The 21245-nt window shown below is 58.1% G+C and carries 20 protein-coding genes and 1 pseudogene; 9 read left to right on the top strand and 12 right to left on the bottom strand.

What is annotated here, in order from left to right:
• Positions 1 to 438 (bottom strand): MerR family transcriptional regulator, encoded by a 438-nt coding sequence (locus INS93_RS14715; RefSeq protein ID WP_192983443.1) that lies wholly within the window; start codon positions 436 to 438, stop codon positions 1 to 3.
• A gap of 159 nt (positions 439 to 597) precedes the next feature.
• On the opposite strand from INS93_RS14715, the gene INS93_RS14720 reads away from it, so the two are divergent.
• The gene (locus INS93_RS14720; protein WP_192983259.1) at positions 598 to 1347 is read left to right on the top strand and encodes a substrate-binding periplasmic protein; all 750 of its coding nucleotides are present in this window, start codon (positions 598 to 600) and stop codon (positions 1345 to 1347) included.
• Here INS93_RS14720 and INS93_RS14725 read toward each other — a convergent pair.
• The 3 genes from INS93_RS14725 to INS93_RS14735 form a co-directional block, all read right to left on the bottom strand.
• A complete protein-coding gene (locus tag INS93_RS14725) occupies positions 1341 to 2114 on the bottom strand; it encodes an SDR family NAD(P)-dependent oxidoreductase (RefSeq protein WP_192983261.1) in 774 nt (257 codons plus the stop codon). The genes INS93_RS14720 and INS93_RS14725 overlap by 7 nt on opposite strands.
• The gene (locus tag INS93_RS14730; protein ID WP_192983263.1) at positions 2111 to 2887 is read right to left on the bottom strand and encodes an SDR family NAD(P)-dependent oxidoreductase; all 777 of its coding nucleotides are present in this window, start codon (positions 2885 to 2887) and stop codon (positions 2111 to 2113) included. Before INS93_RS14730 ends, INS93_RS14725 begins: the two co-directional genes overlap by 4 nt.
• A gap of 193 nt (positions 2888 to 3080) precedes the next feature.
• Positions 3081 to 3836, bottom strand: a complete 756-nt coding sequence (locus tag INS93_RS14735; protein ID WP_192983265.1) for an SDR family oxidoreductase — start codon at positions 3834 to 3836, stop codon at positions 3081 to 3083.
• Positions 3837 to 3975: 139 nt separating this feature from the next.
• Here INS93_RS14735 and INS93_RS14740 point away from each other — a divergent pair, with 139 nt between their 5' ends.
• On the top strand, positions 3976 to 4848 hold the full coding sequence (locus INS93_RS14740) for an AraC family transcriptional regulator (protein WP_192983446.1): 873 nt from the start codon (positions 3976 to 3978) through the stop codon (positions 4846 to 4848).
• Between the two features lie 18 nt (positions 4849 to 4866).
• Here the strand turns inward: INS93_RS14740 and INS93_RS14745 are convergent, their stop codons facing one another.
• The gene (locus INS93_RS14745; protein ID WP_192983267.1) at positions 4867 to 5547 is read right to left on the bottom strand and encodes a phytanoyl-CoA dioxygenase family protein; all 681 of its coding nucleotides are present in this window, start codon (positions 5545 to 5547) and stop codon (positions 4867 to 4869) included.
• Between the two features lie 182 nt (positions 5548 to 5729).
• Here INS93_RS14745 and INS93_RS14750 point away from each other — a divergent pair, with 182 nt between their 5' ends.
• Positions 5730 to 6215, top strand: coding sequence for a hypothetical protein (locus INS93_RS14750; RefSeq protein ID WP_192983269.1), 486 nt, complete (start codon positions 5730 to 5732; stop codon positions 6213 to 6215).
• Between the two features lie 13 nt (positions 6216 to 6228).
• Here the strand turns inward: INS93_RS14750 and INS93_RS14755 are convergent, their stop codons facing one another.
• The 7 genes and pseudogenes from INS93_RS14755 to INS93_RS14785 form a co-directional block, all read right to left on the bottom strand.
• Entirely contained in the window at positions 6229 to 6708 is a 480-nt protein-coding gene (locus tag INS93_RS14755; protein WP_192983271.1) for a VOC family protein, read from the bottom strand.
• Positions 6709 to 6786: 78 nt separating this feature from the next.
• Complete coding sequence (locus INS93_RS14760) at positions 6787 to 7587, bottom strand: hypothetical protein (protein WP_192983274.1); 801 nt, start codon at positions 7585 to 7587, stop codon at positions 6787 to 6789.
• A 232-nt stretch (positions 7588 to 7819) separates the two neighbouring features.
• On the bottom strand, positions 7820 to 10105 hold the full coding sequence (locus INS93_RS24890; RefSeq protein ID WP_192983276.1) for a YecA family protein: 2286 nt from the start codon (positions 10103 to 10105) through the stop codon (positions 7820 to 7822).
• A gap of 219 nt (positions 10106 to 10324) precedes the next feature.
• On the bottom strand, positions 10325 to 12094 hold the full coding sequence (locus INS93_RS14770) for a hypothetical protein (RefSeq protein WP_192983279.1): 1770 nt from the start codon (positions 12092 to 12094) through the stop codon (positions 10325 to 10327).
• A gap of 310 nt (positions 12095 to 12404) precedes the next feature.
• Positions 12405 to 13106, bottom strand: a complete 702-nt coding sequence (locus INS93_RS14775) for a hypothetical protein (protein ID WP_192983282.1) — start codon at positions 13104 to 13106, stop codon at positions 12405 to 12407.
• Positions 13107 to 13300: 194 nt separating this feature from the next.
• A pseudogene (locus tag INS93_RS14780) lies at positions 13301 to 13414 on the bottom strand (phosphonate ABC transporter, permease protein PhnE); the annotation flags it as partial.
• Between the two features lie 395 nt (positions 13415 to 13809).
• Positions 13810 to 14748, bottom strand: a complete 939-nt coding sequence (locus INS93_RS14785) for a LysR family transcriptional regulator (RefSeq protein ID WP_192983284.1) — start codon at positions 14746 to 14748, stop codon at positions 13810 to 13812.
• Between the two features lie 89 nt (positions 14749 to 14837).
• Between INS93_RS14785 and INS93_RS14790 the strand changes: the two genes are divergently transcribed.
• The 6 genes from INS93_RS14790 to INS93_RS14815 all read left to right on the top strand — a co-directional run bounded on the left by INS93_RS14790 (position 14838) and on the right by INS93_RS14815 (position 21048).
• Positions 14838 to 15656, top strand: a complete 819-nt coding sequence (locus tag INS93_RS14790) for an NAD(P)H-dependent oxidoreductase (RefSeq protein ID WP_192983286.1) — start codon at positions 14838 to 14840, stop codon at positions 15654 to 15656.
• Positions 15653 to 15943 carry a hypothetical protein gene (locus INS93_RS14795; protein WP_192983288.1) on the top strand — a complete coding sequence of 97 codons (291 nt, stop codon included), beginning with the start codon at positions 15653 to 15655 and terminating at the stop codon, positions 15941 to 15943. The genes INS93_RS14790 and INS93_RS14795 overlap by 4 nt, the downstream gene beginning before the upstream one ends.
• 296 nt (positions 15944 to 16239) lie before the next feature.
• Positions 16240 to 17169 carry a LysR family transcriptional regulator gene (locus tag INS93_RS14800; RefSeq protein ID WP_192983290.1) on the top strand — a complete coding sequence of 310 codons (930 nt, stop codon included), beginning with the start codon at positions 16240 to 16242 and terminating at the stop codon, positions 17167 to 17169.
• Positions 17170 to 17302: 133 nt separating this feature from the next.
• Positions 17303 to 18040, top strand: coding sequence for an SDR family NAD(P)-dependent oxidoreductase (locus INS93_RS14805; RefSeq protein ID WP_192983292.1), 738 nt, complete (start codon positions 17303 to 17305; stop codon positions 18038 to 18040).
• Between the two features lie 417 nt (positions 18041 to 18457).
• Entirely contained in the window at positions 18458 to 20170 is a 1713-nt protein-coding gene (locus tag INS93_RS14810; protein WP_192983294.1) for a sigma-54-dependent Fis family transcriptional regulator, read from the top strand.
• Positions 20171 to 20469: 299 nt separating this feature from the next.
• The gene (locus tag INS93_RS14815) at positions 20470 to 21048 is read left to right on the top strand and encodes a nuclear transport factor 2 family protein (protein WP_192983296.1); all 579 of its coding nucleotides are present in this window, start codon (positions 20470 to 20472) and stop codon (positions 21046 to 21048) included.
• The last annotated feature ends 197 nt before the right edge of the window (positions 21049 to 21245 follow it).

The raw sequence follows: 21245 nt of genomic DNA on the forward strand, positions 1-21245 counted from the left end.
TTATTTCTTCGCGCGCTTGGGTGTCTCGCTCGGCTCGCTCAGGTTCATCTTCGACAGCACCCGCTTGGCGTTGGTGGCGCAGTCGATATCGTCCGGTTTGCTTTCGATCTCGTCGATCAGCGCCAGCAGGTGCGTCTTGCTCTGTGCCAGGCGCTGCTCCAGCGCTTCGATGTCCTTCACTTTTGCCTGCAGGGTATCGAGCAGCTTGCCGTGTTCCCACTGCGACAGATCCTGCGGCAGCAGGGTGCGCAACTCGTCCAGGCTGAAGCCGGCCTGCTGTGCGGTGGTGATCAGGTTGAGCACCAGCACGGCCTGTTCCGGGTAACTGCGATAGCCGTTGGCTTGGCGCTCCACCAGCTTGAGCAGGCCGATGCTTTCGTAGAAGCGAATGCGCGAGGCCGCAAGGCCTGTGCGTTGCGCCAACTCGCCGATCTTCATCTGGGTAATATCACCGTGGCAGGAGTGTGGTGAGCTCAAGGTTAACTTTAACCTTCGGCTCTGGCCATGAGGCTGCAACACTGGCATAGCGTCTATGCTTGCCGAGCCCCCCTGATCAGAGCCGCTCTTGAACCGCATCCCCTCCAGCAGGTACAGCCCGTGAAGCACTCGATACTCATCGCCGCGCTGCTCTGCCTGCTGATGGGGGCGCTTGCCAAGGCCGAGACGTATCAGCTCGTCACCGAGGAATGGGCACCCTACAACTACCGGGAGAACGAACACATCACCGGCATGGCCACGGAAGTGGTGCGGGCCATCATGGCGCTGACCGGCGACGACTTCGAGATCAGGATGAGACCCAGCATGCGTGCCTCTCGTGTACTGCAGACTCAGCCCAGAACCATCATGTACTCGATGTTTCGCACGTCTGAGCGCGAGCCCTTGTTCAAGTGGGTGGGGCCCATCGCCGAGGAGTCCATCTACCCTTACCAGTTGGCCGCTGCAGCGCAGCCGATCCACACGCTGGAGCAGTTGCTGCACACCCCACGTATAACCACCCGGCACGCCGGACTGGTGCCAACGATGTTGGCGTCGATGGGGTTCGACAACCTCGACACGAGCGCTACGGAGAGTGAGCAGCTCTACCGCATGCTGTTGGCCGGTCGTACCGAGGTCATCATCGGCGACACCGACGCCGGCGTGGCCTACTACAGTCGCCAGCTGGGTATCGCCCCGGGCACTCTCAGGCGGGTGCCCATCGAGCTGTACCGCTCCTCGCTGTATATCGCCTTCAGCCGCGACAGCGACGATGCGCTGGTCGCGGCCTGGGCCGCTGCCCTGGCCAAGTTGCGCAGCACGGGGGAGCTGACACGTATCCAGCGCCGCTACGAACGTCGCGACGATCAGTGACCGGCTGAAACGCCCTGATCGATGGCCAGGTCGGCACCGGTGATCGACCGCGCCCCAGGCTGGCAGAGGAAGAACGCCAGTTCCGCCACTTCTTCCGGCTGGATGAAACGCGCCTGATCACCCTGTGGATATTTCCCCAGCAACTCCCGGTAGTAGGCGTCCGGATCGCCGTTGCCGTAGTGCTCGGCCTGGAATTTGAGCATCGGTGTCTCGATGTCGCCAGGTGAGACGGCGTTGCAACGCACGCCGTAAGGTGCCAGATCCAGCGCCAGGGCCTTGGTGAAAATGCTCAGGCCGCCCTTGCTGGCGCAGTAGGCGGCCGCATTGGGGTTGCCCTGGCGTCCGGCGTCGCTGGAAATATTGACGATGGCGCCTCGCGTCTGGCGCAGGTGAGCAATGGCCGCAGCGCACATGAAGAAGCTGGCCTTGAGGTTGACGTCCAATACCAGGTCGAAATCCTCCTCGCTGAAGGCTTCCACCGGCCCTTCGCGCCATACCCCTGCCGCATTGATCAATGCATCCAGTCGGCCAGCTGCTTCGATCACTGCCGTCACCACTGCATTGCAGTTGGCAGGCTTGCGAATATCCGCCGCCAGGCTGCCGACCAGGGCGTGGCGCTGGCCCAGCTCAGCCAGACCGGTAGCGTTGGCGTCGGTGGCGAACACCGCCCAGCCACCGGCCACGAAGCGTGCCACCAGCGCACTGCCCACGCCGCCAGCCGCGCCGGTGATCAGCACCACGGGGCTGATTTTGGGCTCGGTACTCATGGGGCCTTGTCCTCGATCAGGCAGTTGCCGCCATCGACCACCAGCACCTCGCCGGTGATGTAGCTGGCTTCAGGGGAGGCGAGGAAGGCCACGGCTGATGCCACTTCCTCGGGGCGGCCGGCACGGCCTATCGGCACATAGGCCGCGGCGCGCTGTTCATGCGGCGTGCTCGAGCCCGTGGCGATCCAGCCCGGCGCCACGGTGTTGACCGTGATGCCCTGGCGTGCGACCTCCAACGCCAGGCCCATGTTCATGCCCACCATACCGGCCTTGGCGGCGCTGTAGGCCGCCTCGCCGGGATTGCCGCCACGCGTGCCGGTGGTGGAGCCGATGTTGACGATCCTCCCGTAGCTGCGCGCCTGCATGCCGGGGAGCAGGGCGCGAGTGAGCAGGAAGGCACTGGTCAGGTTGCGGGCGAGCGAGAGATTCCAGACCTCCAGGCTCATGTTGGAAAGCTCCGCGAACGGCTCGGGGCTGCCCTGCATCGCCATGCCGGCGTTGTTCACCAGAATATCGACGTGCCCCCAAAGCCCTTCGGCCCAGGCGGCGAACGCCTGCACGCCGGCTTCGTCGGTAAGGTCGACTGCCCTGCCCTCGGCTGCGAAGCCTTCGGCGCGCAATTCGGCGACGCGCTCGGCGATGCGCGCACTGCTGGCGGTGACGATCAGCTTCGCCCCTGCCGCGCCCAGGCGCCTGGCGATGGCCATGCCGATGCCGTGTTCGCTGCCGGCACCGCTGATCAGTGCAACCTGGTCGTTCCAGTCCTGTTTCATGCAAGGCTCCCATCGGGTTGTCGATGCCTGGAAACTAGAGGGAATGAGCTGATAAAGAAAGACGATGGTCATCAGGTGAATTGACGACGACCATGATTTGGAGCTGATGCGTCAGCGTATGGCTGGGCAGCCATCGCGAGGCTGGGGCGAGCGGATATCGCTGCGACCGGGTTGTCCGGTCGCAGCGGGGCGATCAGATTGCCTGACCGCCGGATACCTCGATGCGCTGGGCGTTGACCCAGCGATTCTGCTCGCCGAGCAGGCTGGCGATCATCGGGCCGATGTCGTCCGGCACGCCGACCCGACCCAGCGCCGTCATGTCCGCGAACACCTTGTTCAGGTCCGGCATGTCACGTACGGCTCCCCCCAGGAAGTCCGTTTCGATGGCGCCGGGCGCCACTGTGTTGACTGCGATACCCCGGCTGCCCAGCTCCTTGGCCATGTACAGGCTGAGCACTTCCACTGCGCCCTTGACCGCCGAGTAGGCGGAGAAGCCGGGATAGGACACACGGGTCAGCCCGGACGAGATATTGACGATACGACCGCCATCGGCCATCAGTGGCAGCAACGCCTGGGTGAGGAAGAACACTCCTTTGAAATGCACGTTCACCAGGGCATCGAACTGAGCTTCAGTAGTGTCGGCAATCGACGCCATGTCGCCATGGCCGGCGTTGTTGATCAGGTGGTCGAAACTGTCGCGTTGCCAGGTCTCGTTCAGTGCCTGGCGCAGGCGTTGGACGAACGCCGCAAAGGTGCTGACGTCGCCAGCGTCGAGCTGCAGGGCGACCGCCTTGCGTCCCTGGGCCTGGATGTCGGCAACCACGGCCTGTGCGCTGTCGGTTTGGCTGTGATAGGTGACGACGACATCGATGCCCTGACGCGCGATGTTCAGCGCAGTGTTGCGGCCGAGGCCACGGCTGGAGCCGGTTACGATGGCGATCTTGGTCATGGTAAAAATCCTCTCATGGGTGAACGGGATTCCATTGTGTGGCGCGTGGCGCAACCCCGTCGTTACCGAAACCTCGACGCTTTTTGCCTATTTCTCCAAGAGGAAAAGACATGCTCTGGATCAGCATCAGGAGCCTACGATGAGCGCAGCGCTGCTGGAGGTTGTGCGCGGTTATCTGAATCGACATGGCGAACCCGGCGGGCTTACCCAAACGCCCATTCCCGGCTTGACCATCATTCGCACGTCAGAGCCCAGCGGGCTGGATTACGCCATCACCCGGCCTCTTGCCTGCCTGGTGTTGCAGGGCAGCAAGCGCGTCATGATGGGCACCCGGAGCTTCAACTTCAGCGCCGGTGATTCGCTGTTGATCACCGCCGACGTACCGACGGTCAGCCAGATCATCCAGGCGAGCCACGAGGTCCCGTACATCTCGCTGGTGATCGACCTCGATCCTGCACTGCTCACCGAATTGATGGAGGAGATGAACGCGGTGCCGAGTGCGGAGCTTGAGCCCATCCGCATCGAACCGACCGATAGCGAAGTCGCCGAAGCAGCACTACGCCTGATGCGACTGCTCGAGCGCCCGGCTTCGGCGACGGTGCTGCATGCGTCGCTTGTGCGCGAACTGCATTACTGGTTGCTGGCTGGCCGGCATGGCCCGGCGATCAGTCGCCTGGGCTGGCCGGACGGCCATGCGCAGCGCATCGCTCGGGCGGTGAAGGTGCTGCGCACCGAATTCACCCGGCCGCTGCCGGTGGAGCATCTGGCGTCCGTGGCCGGTATGAGTCCGTCATCTTTTCATCACCACTTTCGCAACCAGACATCATTGACGCCGCTGCAATTTCAGAAGCAGCTGCGTCTGATCGAGGCGCGTCGCCTGATGACGGGGGAGGGCGCCACCGCCAGCAGTGCGGCGTTCGCGGTGGGTTACGAAAGTGTGTCGCAGTTCAGCCGGGAGTACCGCCGGCTGTTCGGCCTGCCGCCGGCGAGAGACGCCAGTGTCGCCTGCTGACACGAGCAACCGCCTTGCTCACACCTGCCTCAGGGGAAAATCCGCAGGTTCGAAGCGTTCGCTTGCGTCCATGCGAATTCCCCGCAGGCTGCGCGTCTGCAGATAGGACGCGTACAGTGGCTCGGCGAAGTAGCTGATCAGGATCGAGCGGCGACGTGCGCCGAGACGGTTCAGGCTGCCGGCGTGTATCAGGTCCACATCGAACACCAGGATGTCGCCGGCCGCACCCGCAAGCTGCACTGCGCGGGACTCGTCGTTGAAATGGATTGGTGGCTCGCCGGCAGGCGGACGGTGACTGCTCGGGACGATACGGGTTGCACCGTTGCCTGGGCCATAGTCGTCGAAGTAGACCATGGCATTGACGATATCGCCCGGGCGCTGCGCCGACAGATCGCGATGCAGTTGCTGATGACCGCCACCAGCCAGTGGCTCTCGGCCCTCCACCTGCGCGAGGAAGAAACGTTCGCCGATCAGCTCGCCGACCACTGCCAGCAGCTGTGGCAGGCGGCACACGGCCTGAATCGTGGCGTCGTCATCCAGCAGCGAGTGATGCCAGTCTGCGCCACGCGGTACCGGCCACTGATCCGAGGGGGTGATGCCCGTATCGAACAGGGTGCGCAACCCATCCAGCCACCCGACAGGAACCGCTTGGCGCAGCAACGCATAGCCATCCCGATGAAGTTGTTCGTGGTCCGTCATGGTCAGGCTCCTGTCATCCATGCATCCCGAAGAAAACAGGTGGAAGCCGAAGAGGCAAGCCCGTTCCTCAATGCATGACTCTCCGTCTGCAAATTCAGCCGCAGGCCATGACCAAGACTGAATACAATGGCGTCTGAACTTTCCGCGCCATGCACATGGCTGTACCGAACGAGGAACGCCCCATGGCATCCGCAGACAAACAGAAGAAGCGCGCCCAACGGGCCAAGACCAAAGCCAGGCAGAACCGCATGGGCAAGCCCAAGGCGCAGGCCAATGTCGTCCACCCGATTCTCGCCAACCCGTTGATCAACGAGCCGTTCGATGATGTCGAGATCGACCTGAGCACCTTCGATTTCAAGGACATCGAGGAGAATGGCTTCGACCCCGCGCATTTCGATGACCTGTTCCAGGCCATGAAAGCCGGCGAAGGCATCAGCCTGCTCGCCCTGTGCCTGATATTCCTGCAGTACCCGGTGCTGGAGCTGGTGGTCGCCGAGGAGTCGGAAGAGGCCGCGACCGACTTCATGATGGGCCTGCTGATCGTCTACCGCGGCATCTTCCACGATGAAGACGAAGACGCCGCGATCACCTGGATCGGCAGCGACGCCTTCCAGAGTGCCTATAACGAAGCGTCGCTGATCCTGCAGAAGAAGAACGCCCGCGCCTGATTCATTTCGGCAGTCAGCCCTTCAGCGCCGCCTCGATTCTGGCAATGTCGATCTTGCTCATGGTCATCATCGCCTCGAAGGCGCGTTTGGCCGCCGCGCGGTCAGGGCTGGCGATGGCGGCGCTGAGGAGGCGCGGGGTGATCTGCCAGGAGACGCCCCATTTGTCCTTGCACCAGCCACATTCACTGGCCTGGCCGCCGTGGTCGATGATCGCGTGCCACAGGCGATCCGTCTCGGCCTGATCGTCGGTGGCGACCTGAAACGAGAACGCCTCGTTGTGCTGGAATGCCGGGCCGCCATTCAGACCCAGGCAGGGGATGCCCATCACGCTGAACTCCACCGTCAACACATCGCCTTGCTGGCCACTGGGGTAGTCACCGGGCGCATGGTGGACTGCCAGCACGGCGCTGTCGGGAAAGGTCTTGGCGTAGAAGGTTGCAGCCTCCAGCGCGTCGCGGTCGTACCAGAGGCAGATGGTGTTCTTGCTGGTCATCCTGAGTCTCCCACCATGGGTTGAGACTCAGCAGTCTAGACGGCAGTGACGCGCTGGCTTGTCCTTGCCTGTTCGTCGTTACGGCTGCGGTTCTGTCATCCAGAACATCGGGAACTGATCGAAGGGGTAGTGCTTGCCATCGTAGCGGACGGTGGTGCTGACCTTGCGTAGCACGGGCTCCTGCCGGCCAGCACGAACATGAGCGGTTACCACCAGGTCGGCATAGCCATGGGCTTGCTTCGACCCAAGGCCCAGCGTCAGGTCGGCTCGCTCCGATTGGAAGTCACTATCCGTGACACAGGACGTGCCCTTTAGCGTCGTCCACGAATACAGATAGGTGGCAAACACCGGCCTTAGCCGAGGCCCTTGCGGCACTACCAGCGTCAGCAGGTCATTGAAGCCGGCATCCGGACAGCTCGCCCCACGCGCGACACTGCGCACCACCACGCCGAACGCGCGAACGCCTGGCGCCAGGTGATAGCGCGCGGTATCCAGCCACAGGCTACCGGCATCGATTTCCAGCGCAGCATCTTCGCCAAGGTAGTCGTCATAGCGCTCGCGCAATTGCCCGCTCTGCGTGTCCACCTTCGCCACCAGCCAGTTGAGATTGCGCTCGCCCGCTGGCGTGGCGTCCTCGGCGTCACGGTAAGCCAGGGTCACCACGGACAACGCCGGATCATCCGGCCAGGGCTTGCAGGCAACCGCCAGCAATGGCCCGTCGCCGCGCCCGTCAGGGGGCGTCCAGCCTTGTTGTCCCAGTTGGGTCGCCAGTGAGTCCAGCAAGGAAGCGTCGCAGGGCTGTGGCTGGCGTGTATCGGCATGGGCGAGCGGCAACAGGCAGAGCGCCAAGGCGGGCAGGATGCTACGTAAACGGTCCATGTTGGTGGGTCCTTGTTCGGCGCCATTCGTCTGAGCGGAAACTGCAGGTGTGGGGTGTGGCGACTTTACGCTGAAAGATGGGAGAGGGTTGAGTAGCTGGACTATGTGGGGACTGCTATCGGCCAAAAGCGGCCTTTCGATCCTCCAAAACTCGAACATCAGTTAGCCATCAAAAACCGACACAAAGACCACACAAATAATATCTGGTCTCGATCAACGTAGCGGCGTGCACTCAACGGCCGTGACACTTTTTGAACTTTGCTCCACTGCCGCATGGACACGGATCATTCCGTCCTGTTTTTTTGATCTTCAAAGGAGGGATGATGCTTTTCGGTTGATTGAGATTCACCGCCCGATTGGGTTGAGCCATTCGCGCGGCATCTTCGTAAATATGGGCGTTTTCTTCCGTTCGCTCCTTCGGTACATGGACCGCGAAAGATTGCGCCCGGTAGTAGGTTCCATCGGCACTAACCTCTGCCAAAACTCCGATTATGTTAGAGGCCGTGACTGCCAACGCAGCTGCGCTTGCCTTGTCATTTACCTTAATCCAGTCAATTTGATGGTCGTGTTGTTGAAGCCAAACGAATAGGGGCTCGCCGCCCCCGGACAGAAGAAAGTAACGAGCCGGATGCTGATTCAGGGTTTGGCGAAGATCGGACAGCAGCTTGGCCAGGTTATTCCGGCCTTCCTCTCCTAGATCACGTATATGGCTCTCGGCCGAAAGCCATCCGCTTGCTCGGGTGGCGTCAAGCGCCTCAAGCAGCTTCAGCACCTCCGCCGGAAAGTCCTGCGTTGGAAACGGACTGTTTTGCCAGTCTTCACCCTCGAAGCTCTTATCGATAATGTCGCTCATGCCATCCCAGATGAGCATGTTCACCTTGCCCCCCTTCAACTGGTCGGCAATATCCTGATCGAAACGGTTCTTCTTCAGATACGCGCCTAGGTGGTCGAACTCATCGAAAAGATGTGCTTGGCGCATTCCCGCTACGGCCTGCCGTACCTCCATGTAGTGGGAGAACTCGCCGGGTGTAGGTAGGAAGCGCTGGAGCACGAATAGATCGTCGATGGATAGTGAAACGAAGGCATGCTTCCCAAGTAGCGGCTCAATCTGCGGTAGTTTTTTGCAGTACGCCGAGAAGGGGGAGAACGATTCGACCGTTAACCCAATCGGCACCATCACGCGGTAGTTGGAACGGCGAACACGGCCGCACTCTTCGTACTTGCCATCCACCAGTTGGTAAAGCGGCACTTCATCCGCAGAGTTAAGATAATTGAAGAAGCGCTCACATTGCTTGTAGGCCTTGATTACCAAGTCCTGAACGGATTGGGCGTGACGTCCGAAATCAAGCGCTGGTGATGCGATGGTCGCGGCCGCGCCGGCCTTGGCTTCAACTAGGAACAGCACATCATCGACCAAAATGAGGGTGTCGTTTTCGGACCACTGCTTGTTGACAGGGTCTTTGTAGTATACCTCTTGAAAAACCGTGGCACCGGGAAGTTGGGCGGACAGAATGTCGGGGAAGGCAGCCTCACTCATCGTCTTCTGCCGATTTTCAAACGTCTTCTTGTAGTCTGGCTTTCGCCGAAGGAGGTTGTAGAGAAGCGCACGATATCCCGCATCCCGGGTGAAACATGGATCGATAGCGTAGTAGTCCGATCCAAGTTGAATCAGTGGTTTTTTTCGAGCGGGTAGTGTCCGGTAGGGTGTCCCCATGAAATCACCCGCAGCAAAGAACTCGGTTTCCTCCCCCCGCCGGTACGCCAGATCCGCCAGTAGCTTCGACGGAAGCTTCGTGTGAAGGCTGACGTTTGCGATGCCGCCCCGGAACATGTCATCCAGCGCCCGTCCCGCAGCTTTCATTTGATCTGTATTGGCCCCAGCCCAAGCCTCCATGGCTTGTTCCAGAGGTTTGCCTTGTGCCGCAGCGAAGGCCTGTGCCGCCTCAAACTGCCTCAACATAACCGTGATAGCGTCGGCATACCCAGAACGCGTGGCGTCGGCCATGGCCTGGAAGCCCTCCGCAATATCGGCGGCACCGACGCCGTATACTTCTTGCAGGACATCATCGTGAGGAGCCAGAACGTAGCGGTAGAACTCACCTTCCAAGACTTGGTAGCGGTTCCCACGTAGCATGACCCATGTGGATTTGGCGCGGAATTCAATGTCGGCCGTATCTGGTCCGAAGATACCCTCTTTGGTGTCTGCGGACGTGACCATGGCGAAAAACATGGCCTGCTCTCGCAGCTTGCGACCACATTCAAACAGCTCGGCGCACTGGGCTTCGTCGAATGCCACGTCCGCAGGGGCAACATCTGATGCGAGAACCGCGTGTACGTACTCCAACATGAACTGATTTTCGTTGATCAGATTATCCGGGCCGTCCGCTTCGTCTTGCGCCTGAGAGAGGCCTTGGTCTGCCATCGCTTTCATTACGTATTGAGAATAGATATAGCCGAGCAGATCATGCGGGGGCATGGCAACAATCAATTCACGCATGCGGGCAGCAGTGGCTTCCATGTCCTTTAACAAAGAAGCGGCGGCCTCTTTTCTTTTTTTTYGTCCAAAACTTTTTCCCTTATGTTGCTTCAGTCTCGATAGTCGATTCTAAATTTTATGCAAATAATCAATAGCAATATAAGCATCGAAAGCCCGTATGCCATTACGGTCCAAGTTAAATACCGCTTTTGGCCGGCTCCTGCCCCATGCGACAGGCTCAAAGCGGTCAGGCAGTCATTGCTACTCGTCCGAGTCATCAGTCTCGCCGAACAAGAATTTCCCTGTGTGCCAAATCGATCGCCCAACGTTGTGGATGAGTTGCTCTCCTTGTCGCAATGGCGAGTCTTCTTCATCGACGCCCGCGAGCTTGATCGCGTCTGTTACCTTTGAGCCAGTAGGGTGTGCATCTCCCACTCGCATATCATAAGCACCGGCAATCTCAGCAAATACTCGCCTGGCTTTGCCGTCTCCAATTTTCTCAGCCAAAATACTTTGGAGTAACTTGTTTGAGCCGAGCTTGGCTTTCTCTTTGTGTGTAGAAATCTTGCGTAGCTCGGTTATATTGAGCCTGTCCGAGAACACGCGAATGATGTCCTTGGCTAACCTGAGCAGGGACGCTCTGTCTTTGCTTGCAAACCTGGATATTTGCTGCCCTGCTTCGGAGTCATCAATATCATGGGTGAACAGAGATATTTCGTATTTATGCCTGAAGCCGTCTTCCAAAAGCCTCATGCTTCCAAAAAACATTTCTTCAACCGCATATGTGGATGCCGGTTTCGCCCTCACCTGCGCGTCCAGTAGCTCACTTGAAACCTTTCCTTCGGGAGCTACATTATGCCCCGCCCAAACATGCTGCTCCCATGAGGGGAGTCGTGCGATGTCATAAGCATATACGGTGATAAGATCCGAGCTGTTTATCCCGAAATGAGGTTTATATCCTGACGTGGAATTAATAGCTCCAGTTTCAGCCGTGTACCACGCCAACTTAAATCCTCGGCTATTTAGAAGCTCATTCACGACGCTGGCCCGAAACCATAGCCAGCGGCCTATGTCCTCGTTATCAAGCTCTGCTGATCTCATTCGCGTTCCATCGGTTTCCACGATGAATTGCGGGAGGTTCGGATCTGCATCTCCACGAACGCGTAGGCTTTTTGATTGGTGGTCTATCCATTCCTCACGCCAAAACTCCCCCTCTACCCGTACACCTTTATAGCCTCTACGATGTCCCTTTGAACTTTCATGGTCAGTGTTCGAGTCATTCTCAGGGCCCATCACAGGAGCGTCTTCATCCTCATCTACGTCCGTTCGCCAGGCTCGAAACATCGCCCAGCTTCCCCCAAAGACGTCATCAAGCTTGCGAACGATTAGGGTGAATTTTCCGTTATCTCTTTCCTCATTGTGAGGCTGCAAATTTGAATATGCGCTGTCCTCAAATACGGGGACGTTTTCTACCCTCTGTCGGTAGTATGCAAGGCGGAGCGACAGATTTCTGGCCGCTAGATAGTCGAGTAAAAATTCTCTTTTTATTTCTATCTGACGATGCTCGCCATCTTCACTCACTGTCTCGCGAGCTACCACAACGAAATTTTCTTCAGGTCTGACCCAGTTATCCCCCTCTTTGACCAAGTGCAGCGCGACTACCAAATCAGGGCTCAGTATCCATTTTCTGCCACCGACAACAGGTTGCGGGTGCTCATAAACTAGATTGACACCTATTGGTTCTTTATCGTTGTATTGATATTGGTCAATGGACGCATAATATCCATCTTCGTATGCATAAGGCGCGACCGTGTGCCCAATACCTATGTCGCTCCATCCAAGACGTTCCTCAACCAGCTGGCGATGCTCTGGCGGGAATGCAACGGAGCCACAGCCAAAATATTCACTGACATAGCCTACTTCTTTTAGATCCCCTTTCTTGCTCTCAACTGACGCTCTCAAAGGAACCCACGCCGCGTTAGAAAATACCCTGCGGGTTTCCTTGGTCTGGAGAATCCACTCTTCACTCATGGTCGAATTTCCGTTATTCATGACAGCATGCTGGGATTAAGCAATGGCCTTCGCTTGAGGTCCTCGACAGGATGGTTTGCGCGAGCTGGCAGATCAACAGGGCCATCTCTGGATGTCGCAAATATCAATGATGAATCGCCCCTAATTTCGTACTCACTCGATGACCGCTTCTGGCCGATTGCAGCCTGTCACCCATCCACCGCCAGCATCAGCAGCAAGGCCATTGGAACGTTTAGGCGAACAGGCACATCGCAGATTGCCAAAGCAGAAACCCATCTCACGACAGGCTCCTGTCCGGCTCGATGCTTAGCTACTTGGCGGCCGTTTCCTTCGCAGAGTCGGTGCTGTACAGCGCTAGGTGGTTGGCGATGCACATGTCGATTGCCTCGACCAGGAACAGGTTGGGCTTGTTCTTGATCGGCGGCACCAGGCAGCGGCTGGCAACCCGTTGGCCGAGCATTTCCGCATCGATGTAGATGAGGTTGACCGGCGACTTCTCCGGATTTTCTTCGGCGCTGAAGAAGGCGCGGGTGTATTCCTCGTCCCCTGCAGTTTTTTCGAAGATGCTGCTGTCGATCCGGGTTGTCAGGACTTCGCCGACGGGTAGTTCCTGGCGGCTGAGGATGGCGACGCCAATCGGGCCTGTCAGGCCTGCGACCAGCGAGCTTTTGCGCAACTGCGATTGCAGGTTGGCGTAGGTCACGAAGTGATGAACGTTGATGGCGGGTTGGCTGCCCAGCTCCGGGAAGGCCTCATAAGCCCGGTGTGCTAGCAGTCGCGGGCCTGTGGGCTTGGTGGCGGTGTCCGGCATGCGGTAGATGGCATAGGCGCTACTGGTGACCAGCAGGCTGAAGATCTCCTTCTCGCTTTCACTGCTGGGGCGTTGATCGTGGATGACGATCTTGTCGGATTGCTCGATGCCGGGGAATTCCGGTGGTGGCAGCGAAGGCTGACTGGCGCAGCCTGCAATGATCAGTGGGCTGGCGACGAGAAGGTATTTGAGAGCGCGCATACGACATCCTGTTGTCGGGAAAAGGTCTGTTGGCTCATGGCCAGGCATCTGCGCGAGCTGGCGATGCATGATGGCCATGGGCTATGCATGCTGGCTCAAGCCTCGAGCGTTTTCAATGCCTGCCGTGGTAGGCCCAGACAAGTGTTCGCTGTGCGCGCAGGCGGCAAGCAGAATATCGATATCGCGCTGCCGGCTCAGCTCATCCACCGCTGCCGTGCCCAGCCGCTCAAGCCATCGACCGCCAGCACCAGCAGCAACATGGCCAGGATCACCGTGGCCGCCTGCGCTTCCTGGAACAGGCTGAGTGAACAATCGGGGACAGACCACGATATTTATGCTGGCGGGGGAATCTTAGGCTGACTCTGCTGGTAGCGAATGGCTGCTTCTGGCCGATTCTGTTGAAAAAGTCGGTTTCTGAGAGAGCTGCTTTTCGGCAGCTCAAAAATCCCTCGATCTCGGCGTTGCTACGTAAAAACCAACACAGCTCCGTCTTTTGAGCGAACCAGATTTCAACGTCGCTAACGCTCTTTCATGGGCAAAAATCGCAACGGGACTTTTTCAACAAAATCGGCCGGTAGGCGCCTGTCGTGACAGGCTGTAACTGGCCAGAGCAGCGAACACTATTTCCGGTTTTAAGCCATGTCTGCCGCGAATACACAGACGTCGCGAGCTACGTGAGGCCGCATTTGAATAATGCGATTAACTACCTAGTCTGATTGTTCGATTCAGTTGAGCCGGATGCTCGAGAATCGGCTACGAGAGTGATGAACTCACGCACCCATCTGAAGCCTGCGTGCCCATCCGACCGCTCATGCCAGAACATGCCGATCGCAAAACCCTCCACCGGCAATGGCGGGGCTACGCACAGCAACTGCTCGTCGCGACCTTCTACGAGACGTCGTGGCACCAGGGCCACGCAATCCGACTGCGCGACCAACTCCGGTACTGGAAGAAATGACGACGCAGACAGAACTACGTTACGCCGCAGTCCCCTCGCTACCATGGCGTTATCCACCGAGGTAGAGAAGCCTCCACCGCGCAGTGACACCACGACATGTTCCAGCTGCGCGAACTCATCCACCGTCAGGTCCGCGCGCAGGCTTGGATGCCCACGGCGCCCGATCAGCATGTAGCTCTCATCGTAGAGGTGTTGCGAGTGGAGTGCTGGCGGAGCCCCGTTCATGTTTATCACGGCCAGATCCACTTCGCCGCGGGTCATCTGCAGTTCCAGCTGTGGTACGTCCAGGATGCGCAGTGCGATACGGACACCCGGCGCTTCACGTCGCATGGCGACAACGAGATGTTTGATCAAGGCCGCCTGCACATAATCCGTGCAGGCGATTGACACCGTCAGGCTCGCCGTCGCGGGCTCGAAATTCAGGTGAGTAGTGACGGTGGCCCTTACTTGGTCAAGTGCTTGGCGAAGCGGCACGAGCAGCTCCAAGGCTTTGACGGTGGGGGTCATTCCACGCTGCGCGGGGACCAGAAGAGGGTCATTGAAGACATCGCGCAGACGGCTCAACTGCGCGCTGACTGCTGGCTGGCTCAAATGCAGACGGGCGGCCGCCCGGGTCACATTTTGCTCGATGAGAAGGGCCTCCAACGTCACAAGCAGATTGAGATCAAGGCGTCTGGTATCCATCGAACTTATGCTAGCAGGAAAATTTTGCGATTTCACAGAGGGTCCGAGCCCCGCGACACTCCAGCGACATTTCCGCGGAGCCGTCATTCATGTCGAAAAAAGTACTGATCATCCATGCCCATCCCGAGCCGTCGTCGCTGACGCGGCAACTGGTGGATGTGTCTGTTGAATGCTTGACTGCGCAAGGGCACGAGGTCCTGCAATCGGATCTATACGCCATGGGCTGGAAAGCAACGTTCGACGAGCACGACTTTCCCGATCGAGCGAACACTCAGCGGCTATCGTTTGGCGCAGAGTCTGCTCACGCATATCGTCATGGCCGCCAGACCGCCGACGTAGCGGCAGAGCAAGACAAGGTCATTGCGGCAGATGCCGTGATCTTTCAGTTCCCGCTTTGGTGGTACGGTATGCCGGCCATCATGAAGGGATGGATAGATCGTGTTTGGGCAGCCGGACTTGCCCACAACTTCAAGGACGCAGGCAACACCTATCGCTACGGAGATGGGGCCTTCAAGGGCAAGCGGGCCATGTTGTCAGTCGCTGTTGGCGGCCCCGCTGAAGACTACTCGCCGCGTGGTATCAACGGACCGCTTGAGCAATTGCTGTTTCCGATCACGCACGGCTCGCTCTACTTTCCTGGTTTCGATGTGCTGCCTACATTCGCCATATACGGCACTGGCAACTTGACCGCTGCAGATGCCATCGCAGCCAAAGAGGCTTGGCGCACCCGTCTCGAGGATTTGTTCACAGACGCGCCGATACCCTTCCGGCCCCAAAATGGTGGGGACTACACGCCCCGCAACGAGCTTAAACCGCATGTGGCCGTGGGCCAGACGGGGATAATGGCGCACGTTGCTAATGGCGAAACAACCCAGCGGCAGCAGCTGGAAACGGAGGGGGCGTTATGAAAACCTTCGTGATTCTGACTCGCCGTGCCGATGGAGCGGCAGATGACTTCAAGCGACTGGCGAAACCGGAGGTATTGCATGTTTGGCAAGGCTTCGCCGACGGCATTGTTCGCGCGGTCCATGGGCTGGCCGCTGGCCCCGGTGCAGCGTTTGAGCTGGAGTCCGCCACCTTCGAAGAGGCGCGCGATTACATCGAGGCGCTGCCTTACGTTCAAGAGAATCTGCTACACGTGCAGTATTGCGCGCTCAAGCCTTTCTCTGACTACGAGAGACTCGTTTCCTCCTAATTAAAGATCAGCGCAGATCAACTCCGTTTGCACGGCGCTGCATGCTGCAGCGATTTGCTCGCAGCATGCACGTTGCGCCAGGCCGGGACTCGTTTGATGTGAGGTGGGCCCGTACTGAGTCAGACGGTGCCCGTACGCTGTGCTCTATCCAATCGATGTGAATCAGTTCCGCGGAGCAGCCCTTAGGGTCCCTCGATCCCGCCGATAAATCTGCTTTCTGCTGGTATTGTGCAGATCCAACTGCACCTGGGCGGTCAGGCTTAAAAGCATGCAAGCCAATTTCTGTGGATCAGAGCATGAATAAACTATCTGAGATGCATGCTCTCGTTGCGGTAGTGGACAGCGGGAGTATTTCCGAGGCCGCTCGTCGTTTGGGCACGGCCAAGTCGATGGTTTCTCAGCGCATTCAGCAACTCGAGAAACGTCTAGGATGCATCCTGCTCGAGCGTGGCCGGCAGACTCGCCTGACTGAATCGGGTGAGGTTTTTTACCGCCATTGCACCGGAATTCTCGCTGACATAGAAAATGCCGAGAATGCCGTTCTGACCTCCCAGTCGAGTGTCCGCGGAGATCTGCGCATCGCTGCTCCGATGGCGTTCGGCATGAGATATCTGACGCCGATTTTGGCGTCTTTTGCCAAGCAATATCCTGAGTTGTCTCTGGACGTTGAGTTCGACGACCGGCGCGTCAACTTGCATGAAGAGGGCTTTGATGCGGCGGTGCGTATAGGCGAGTTGCCGGACTCTTCCCTGGTGGCCAAGACCATTACTCCCAACCGCCATATCATCTGCGCCAGCCCTGATTACCTGAATGCTCATGGCACACCACGGACACCGCAAGACCTGGCTCAGCATTTCGCCATGCTGTACGTGAATCGAGAACCACATGGCATGTGGACGCTACCGGTGAATGACACATTGGAGTCATTCCGCGTGCGCTGTCGGATGCGCACCAACTGTGGTCATCAGCTGATGGATGCGGCAAAGGCGGGGCTTGGGCTTGCCATACTGCCCACATTCCTGGCCGCGCAGGCCATCGTGGATGGTGAGTTGATAGAGGTACTGGAGCCCTATGCGCCTCGTGGCGGCAATATATCCGTGGTCTATCGTCAGTCGCAGAGAGCCTCGCCCAAGCTGCGTGCGCTAAGTAGCTTTCTCAGTGAGCGGATCGGTAGCCCACCGATCTGGGATCAGATGCTGACAGACCATATGCGTCCACAGGGTTGAATCGTTCGAGAAAACCGAAACAGCTATTCATTTTTCTCTGGATTATGGATGGGTAAGCCCTGGCTTATCCTTTTCCAAACAGGCGCTTTACCTGTGTCTGACATGCCTTATTGCCTTCATGGAGGGGCACAGTATGAATCTCATTGGCAAGCGCGCACTGGTAACAGGAGGCTCTCGCGGTATTGGCGCCGCGATTGCCCAGGCCTTGGCTGCAGACGGCGCGGACGTTGCAATCACTTATCGGCGCTCTGCTGAGCAGGCACAACACATTGTGGCTTCCCTGGGAAAAATGGGTAGCCGTGGTTTGGCCATTCAGGCCGACAGTGCTGATCCGGAGGCTATCCAGCGGGCCGTCAGGGAGACCGTCGATACGCTGGGTGGCCTCGATATCCTTGTCAACAGCGCCGCCATCGGAATGGCAGGACCGGTCGCACAGGTAGACCTCGCAGAATTCCAGGCAATGATGGATGTTAACGTGCGCGGGCCGTTTGTGGCGGCGCAAGCTGCAATACCGCACCTGAGCGAAGGCGGTCGTATCATTTCGATCGGGTCGGCTTTGGCTGAGCGTGTCCCGTTTCCGGGCATCACGGCTTATGCCATGTCGAAGTCGGCACTTCTCTCGTTCACCCGTGGCCTGTCGCGTGAGCTGGGTCCGCAGGGCATTACGGTCAATCTTGTCCTACCCGGATCGACTGATACTGATGCGAATCCTGTCGATGGCGAAAGTGCTGATTTCCAGCGAGGTCTGACATCTATAGGGCGTTACGCCGAGCCGCGAGAGATCGCCAACGCTGTCGTATTTCTTGCCAGCCCTGCCGCGAACATGGTGACTGGCATCAGCCTGACGGTCGACGGCGGTGCGAATGCATAGAATCGCGATGCAGAGCAAGGATAAGGGGAACGCTTGATATTGATGGTGTAGTCGTCAGTCATATCGTTCGCCCGGCCCACGAGCGTGCATGGCCGTGCTCCTGACGGGAACATCGAAGCTACTCACAATGATTTGACATGGGTGGCCCTGCCTCGCGTTCATCGAGCGTTGCGCCCTTGGATGTTCACGGAGCCGGTTAAATGTCGTAGACAGTATCGACTTTTACCTGATCAGTCGTGCGTTGTTGCCGATTGTCAGAGACCGCTATCTAGAGAGCCTCGCGTTGTGGAGGTAGCCCTTGCTCACATGCCCTTACGGACTCGTACTGGTTGACAAGGCAGATGCTCGTTTCGCGCCTCTTTTATGAGGGCGAAATCAATCACGACCTCCCCAAGACAATAATCGAGGCCTCCTTCAATGGCTATCAGCTACAAGCCGGAGCTGCAGTATTCCGGCTTTCAGGACCTAAGCGATCAGGTTCGCTTCCAAAGCACAGAAGGTAAAATCTGGTTTGGTGAGCAGCGCATGTTGCTGATGCAGGTGTCGGCGATGGCGAGTTTGCGCCGTGAACTCATCAATACCCTCGGCATCGAGCGCGCAAAAGGGTTCTTCATGCGCCTTGGCTACCAATCCGGGCTCAAGGACGCCGAATTGGCCCGCAAGCTCAGGCCAAACAGTCCGGAACTGGAGATGTTCCTGGTTGGACCGCATTTGCACTCCTTGAAAGGCATGGTCAATCCGAAACCCATCCAGTTGGAACTGGATCAGGAGACCGGCCACTTCTATTGCGAGCTTGAATGGGTTGATTCATTCGAGGTCGAGACCTGCCTGACGGAGGTGGGTGTGATGGATGAGCCGGTTTGCTGGTCCTTGCTGGGCTACGCATGTGCGCACTGCTCTTCGTTCATGAAACGCGAAATCATCATTCAGGAAACGAGCTGCCGCGGGTGTGGTGATGAGCGCTGCATCATCATTGGGAAACCTGCTGAGGAGTGGGAGAACGCAGCAGAGTTCAGAAAGTACTTTCAAAGCGACCCCATCATCGAGGAGCTGTATGAACTGCAATCGCAGGTCAGCTCACTGCGCACGAGCCTGGAGAAGCAGGAAGGCCAGTACTACGGTATCGGGCGCTCCCCTGCCTATATGAAGGTCTGCAAGACGATCGACAAGGCAGCCAAGGGCAAGATTTCGGTCCTGTTGCTCGGAGAAACCGGTGTCGGCAAGGAGGTCATCGCTCGCAGCGTGCATCTTCGCAGTGATCGCGCCGAGCAACCGTTTATCGCGGTGAACTGTGCTGCCATTGCGCAGGACTTGATCGAGGCTGAACTGTTCGGCGTTGAGAAAGGCGCTTATACCGGCGCCAATCAGACCCGCCCGGGGCGCTTCGAGCGCGCCAGCGGCGGGACCATCTTTCTGGACGAGGTGGTAGAGCTGACGCCCAGAGCGCAGGCGACCTTATTAAGGGTGCTGCAAGAGGGGGAACTCGAACGTGTGGGGGGCTCTCGGACCCATAAGGTCGATGTGCGAGTCATTGCTGCCACCAATGAGAGTCTCGCCGATGCGGTCGAGGCAGGCCGGTTTCGCGCGGATCTTTACTATCGCCTGAATGTGTTTCCGGTTCAGGTCCCCCCTCTGCGTGATCGGCTCGAGGACCTGCCGCTGCTGGTCGAGCACTTTCTAAGCAAGTTTCATCTGCAGTATCACAAGCGCACGCTAGGTTTGTCAGACAAGGCTCTGGAGCTGTGTCTCAGTTACGCGTGGCCTGGAAATATCCGCGAATTGGAGAATGTGATTGAACGCGGCGTCATCTTGACTGACAGCAACGAAACCATAGGACAGGACGCGCTCTTTGCGGTTTTCCCGAAGGCAGGCACTGTGCGTGGTGATCGTCTCAACGCCGATGGCGCGCTGGTTCAGGCTGAGGACACAGCAAGCACGGCCGATTGGGTCACGCAAATCTTCGAACGAAACATAAGCCTGGAAGTTGTAGAAGAACAGCTGATGCGACGGGCAATGGACCATGCTCAGCAAAACGTTGCGCAAGCCGCTCGAATCCTGGGATTAACTCGACCTGCGCTAGCTTATCGTCTCAAGAAAAGCGGCATTCTGGATGAGGAGGCGACTGAGTGATTTCAGTTGCCTTCTCGGACGGATCAAATCGCTTGCGAATTTTCGTGGCATTAACCAAATGATCAATGGGCTGCCACTATTTATCAAATGATGAATTCAACCCTCTTCGATAAACAGTGGATTTGAGCTGAATCCCGTCAGCTACAAGCCTATCCTGCTGATAAATATAGTTTTTCTCCAAGTTTTGCTGCGATGGCATACCCTTTGCTGTAGTCCTGCCAGTTGCTGGGTATGTACCCCGTACTTAGCGACGTGTTTGTTCTTACGCATCACAAACGGTAGTTAATCGGAGAAAGCCCATGATCACCTCTAAAATTAAATCGCTCGCTGCAGCAATTACGCTCGCTGCGTGCATTGTGACGGTTACGCCTGCGGTCGCGCAGTCAACCAGCGAAGCACAGTCTGCGGCTTCACTTTCGGTAGTCATGGAGTTTCTGGCCAATACTGCGCCCGATAAGGTTGAGGCAGCTGCCGAGAAGCTGGCAGCTCCGGACGCCACTTATGTTTCTCTCAACTTCGATAACCCGGAATTAAGGAAAATCTTGCCTTGGACGGGCACAAACAAGGGCCCGAAAGCCTTTAGTTCATTATTCCTGCAGGTCCAGGATTACTGGAAAATCGAAGACTTCACCATCAGCACTCAAATCTCCTCCGGAGAAGATGTGGCGATTTTCGGTCAGTTCACCTACCGGTCCGTGGAGGTCGACCAGGTATTCACTTCGCCGTTCTCCATCCATGCCAAGGTGCGTGACGGCAAGATGACCTATTTCCAGTTCATGGAAGATACCTACGCGTCTGCCAGTTCCTTCCGACAGTCTGGCTCCTGGACTGTGAAGACCTCTGCGAACGCAGCCCCCTTTGCGGTGGGTGCGGATTAACGATTTTGATCGCGAGGACCAAGCCTTGTGTCGGCATCCCAGAGAGTGAAAACACTCCTGGCGTGCCGGCAGATAGCGCCCAGATGAGGGAGCACATCATTGCCAACCTCTCTCTATGCGCCGTTTCCAGAGATGCCGTTGGCGCCAGCCGTCGCCCAACGGACCGCAGCCATGCGGGGACAGGGCCCGACAATTCA

This window comes from Pseudomonas sp. EggHat1 (assembly GCF_014892995.1).
In the GTDB taxonomy this organism is placed as follows: Bacteria; Pseudomonadota; Gammaproteobacteria; order Pseudomonadales; family Pseudomonadaceae; genus Aquipseudomonas; species Aquipseudomonas chaetocerotis.

Bases quoted from the DNA above. Each gene is read 5' to 3' on its own strand.
- INS93_RS14715 (WP_192983443.1), bottom strand. From the start codon at position 438: ATGAAGATCGGCGAGTTGGCGCAACGCACAGGCCTTGCGGCCTCGCGC.
- INS93_RS14725 (WP_192983261.1), bottom strand. From the start codon at position 2,114: ATGAGTACCGAGCCCAAAATCAGCCCCGTGGTGCTGATCACCGGCGCG.
- INS93_RS14730 (WP_192983263.1), bottom strand. From the start codon at position 2,887: ATGAAACAGGACTGGAACGACCAGGTTGCACTGATCAGCGGTGCCGGC.
- INS93_RS14735 (WP_192983265.1), bottom strand. From the start codon at position 3,836: ATGACCAAGATCGCCATCGTAACCGGCTCCAGCCGTGGCCTCGGCCGC.
- INS93_RS14740 (WP_192983446.1), top strand. From the start codon at position 3,976: ATGAGCGCAGCGCTGCTGGAGGTTGTGCGCGGTTATCTGAATCGACAT.
- INS93_RS14745 (WP_192983267.1), bottom strand. From the start codon at position 5,547: ATGACGGACCACGAACAACTTCATCGGGATGGCTATGCGTTGCTGCGC.
- INS93_RS14750 (WP_192983269.1), top strand. From the start codon at position 5,730: ATGGCATCCGCAGACAAACAGAAGAAGCGCGCCCAACGGGCCAAGACC.
- INS93_RS14755 (WP_192983271.1), bottom strand. From the start codon at position 6,708: ATGACCAGCAAGAACACCATCTGCCTCTGGTACGACCGCGACGCGCTG.
- INS93_RS14760 (WP_192983274.1), bottom strand. From the start codon at position 7,587: ATGGACCGTTTACGTAGCATCCTGCCCGCCTTGGCGCTCTGCCTGTTG.
- INS93_RS24890 (WP_192983276.1), bottom strand. From the start codon at position 10,105: ATGGAAGCCACTGCTGCCCGCATGCGTGAATTGATTGTTGCCATGCCC.
- INS93_RS14770 (WP_192983279.1), bottom strand. From the start codon at position 12,094: ATGAGTGAAGAGTGGATTCTCCAGACCAAGGAAACCCGCAGGGTATTT.
- INS93_RS14775 (WP_192983282.1), bottom strand. From the start codon at position 13,106: ATGCGCGCTCTCAAATACCTTCTCGTCGCCAGCCCACTGATCATTGCA.
- INS93_RS14785 (WP_192983284.1), bottom strand. From the start codon at position 14,748: ATGGATACCAGACGCCTTGATCTCAATCTGCTTGTGACGTTGGAGGCC.
- INS93_RS14790 (WP_192983286.1), top strand. From the start codon at position 14,838: ATGTCGAAAAAAGTACTGATCATCCATGCCCATCCCGAGCCGTCGTCG.
- INS93_RS14795 (WP_192983288.1), top strand. From the start codon at position 15,653: ATGAAAACCTTCGTGATTCTGACTCGCCGTGCCGATGGAGCGGCAGAT.
- INS93_RS14800 (WP_192983290.1), top strand. From the start codon at position 16,240: ATGAATAAACTATCTGAGATGCATGCTCTCGTTGCGGTAGTGGACAGC.
- INS93_RS14805 (WP_192983292.1), top strand. From the start codon at position 17,303: ATGAATCTCATTGGCAAGCGCGCACTGGTAACAGGAGGCTCTCGCGGT.
- INS93_RS14810 (WP_192983294.1), top strand. From the start codon at position 18,458: ATGGCTATCAGCTACAAGCCGGAGCTGCAGTATTCCGGCTTTCAGGAC.
- INS93_RS14815 (WP_192983296.1), top strand. From the start codon at position 20,470: ATGATCACCTCTAAAATTAAATCGCTCGCTGCAGCAATTACGCTCGCT.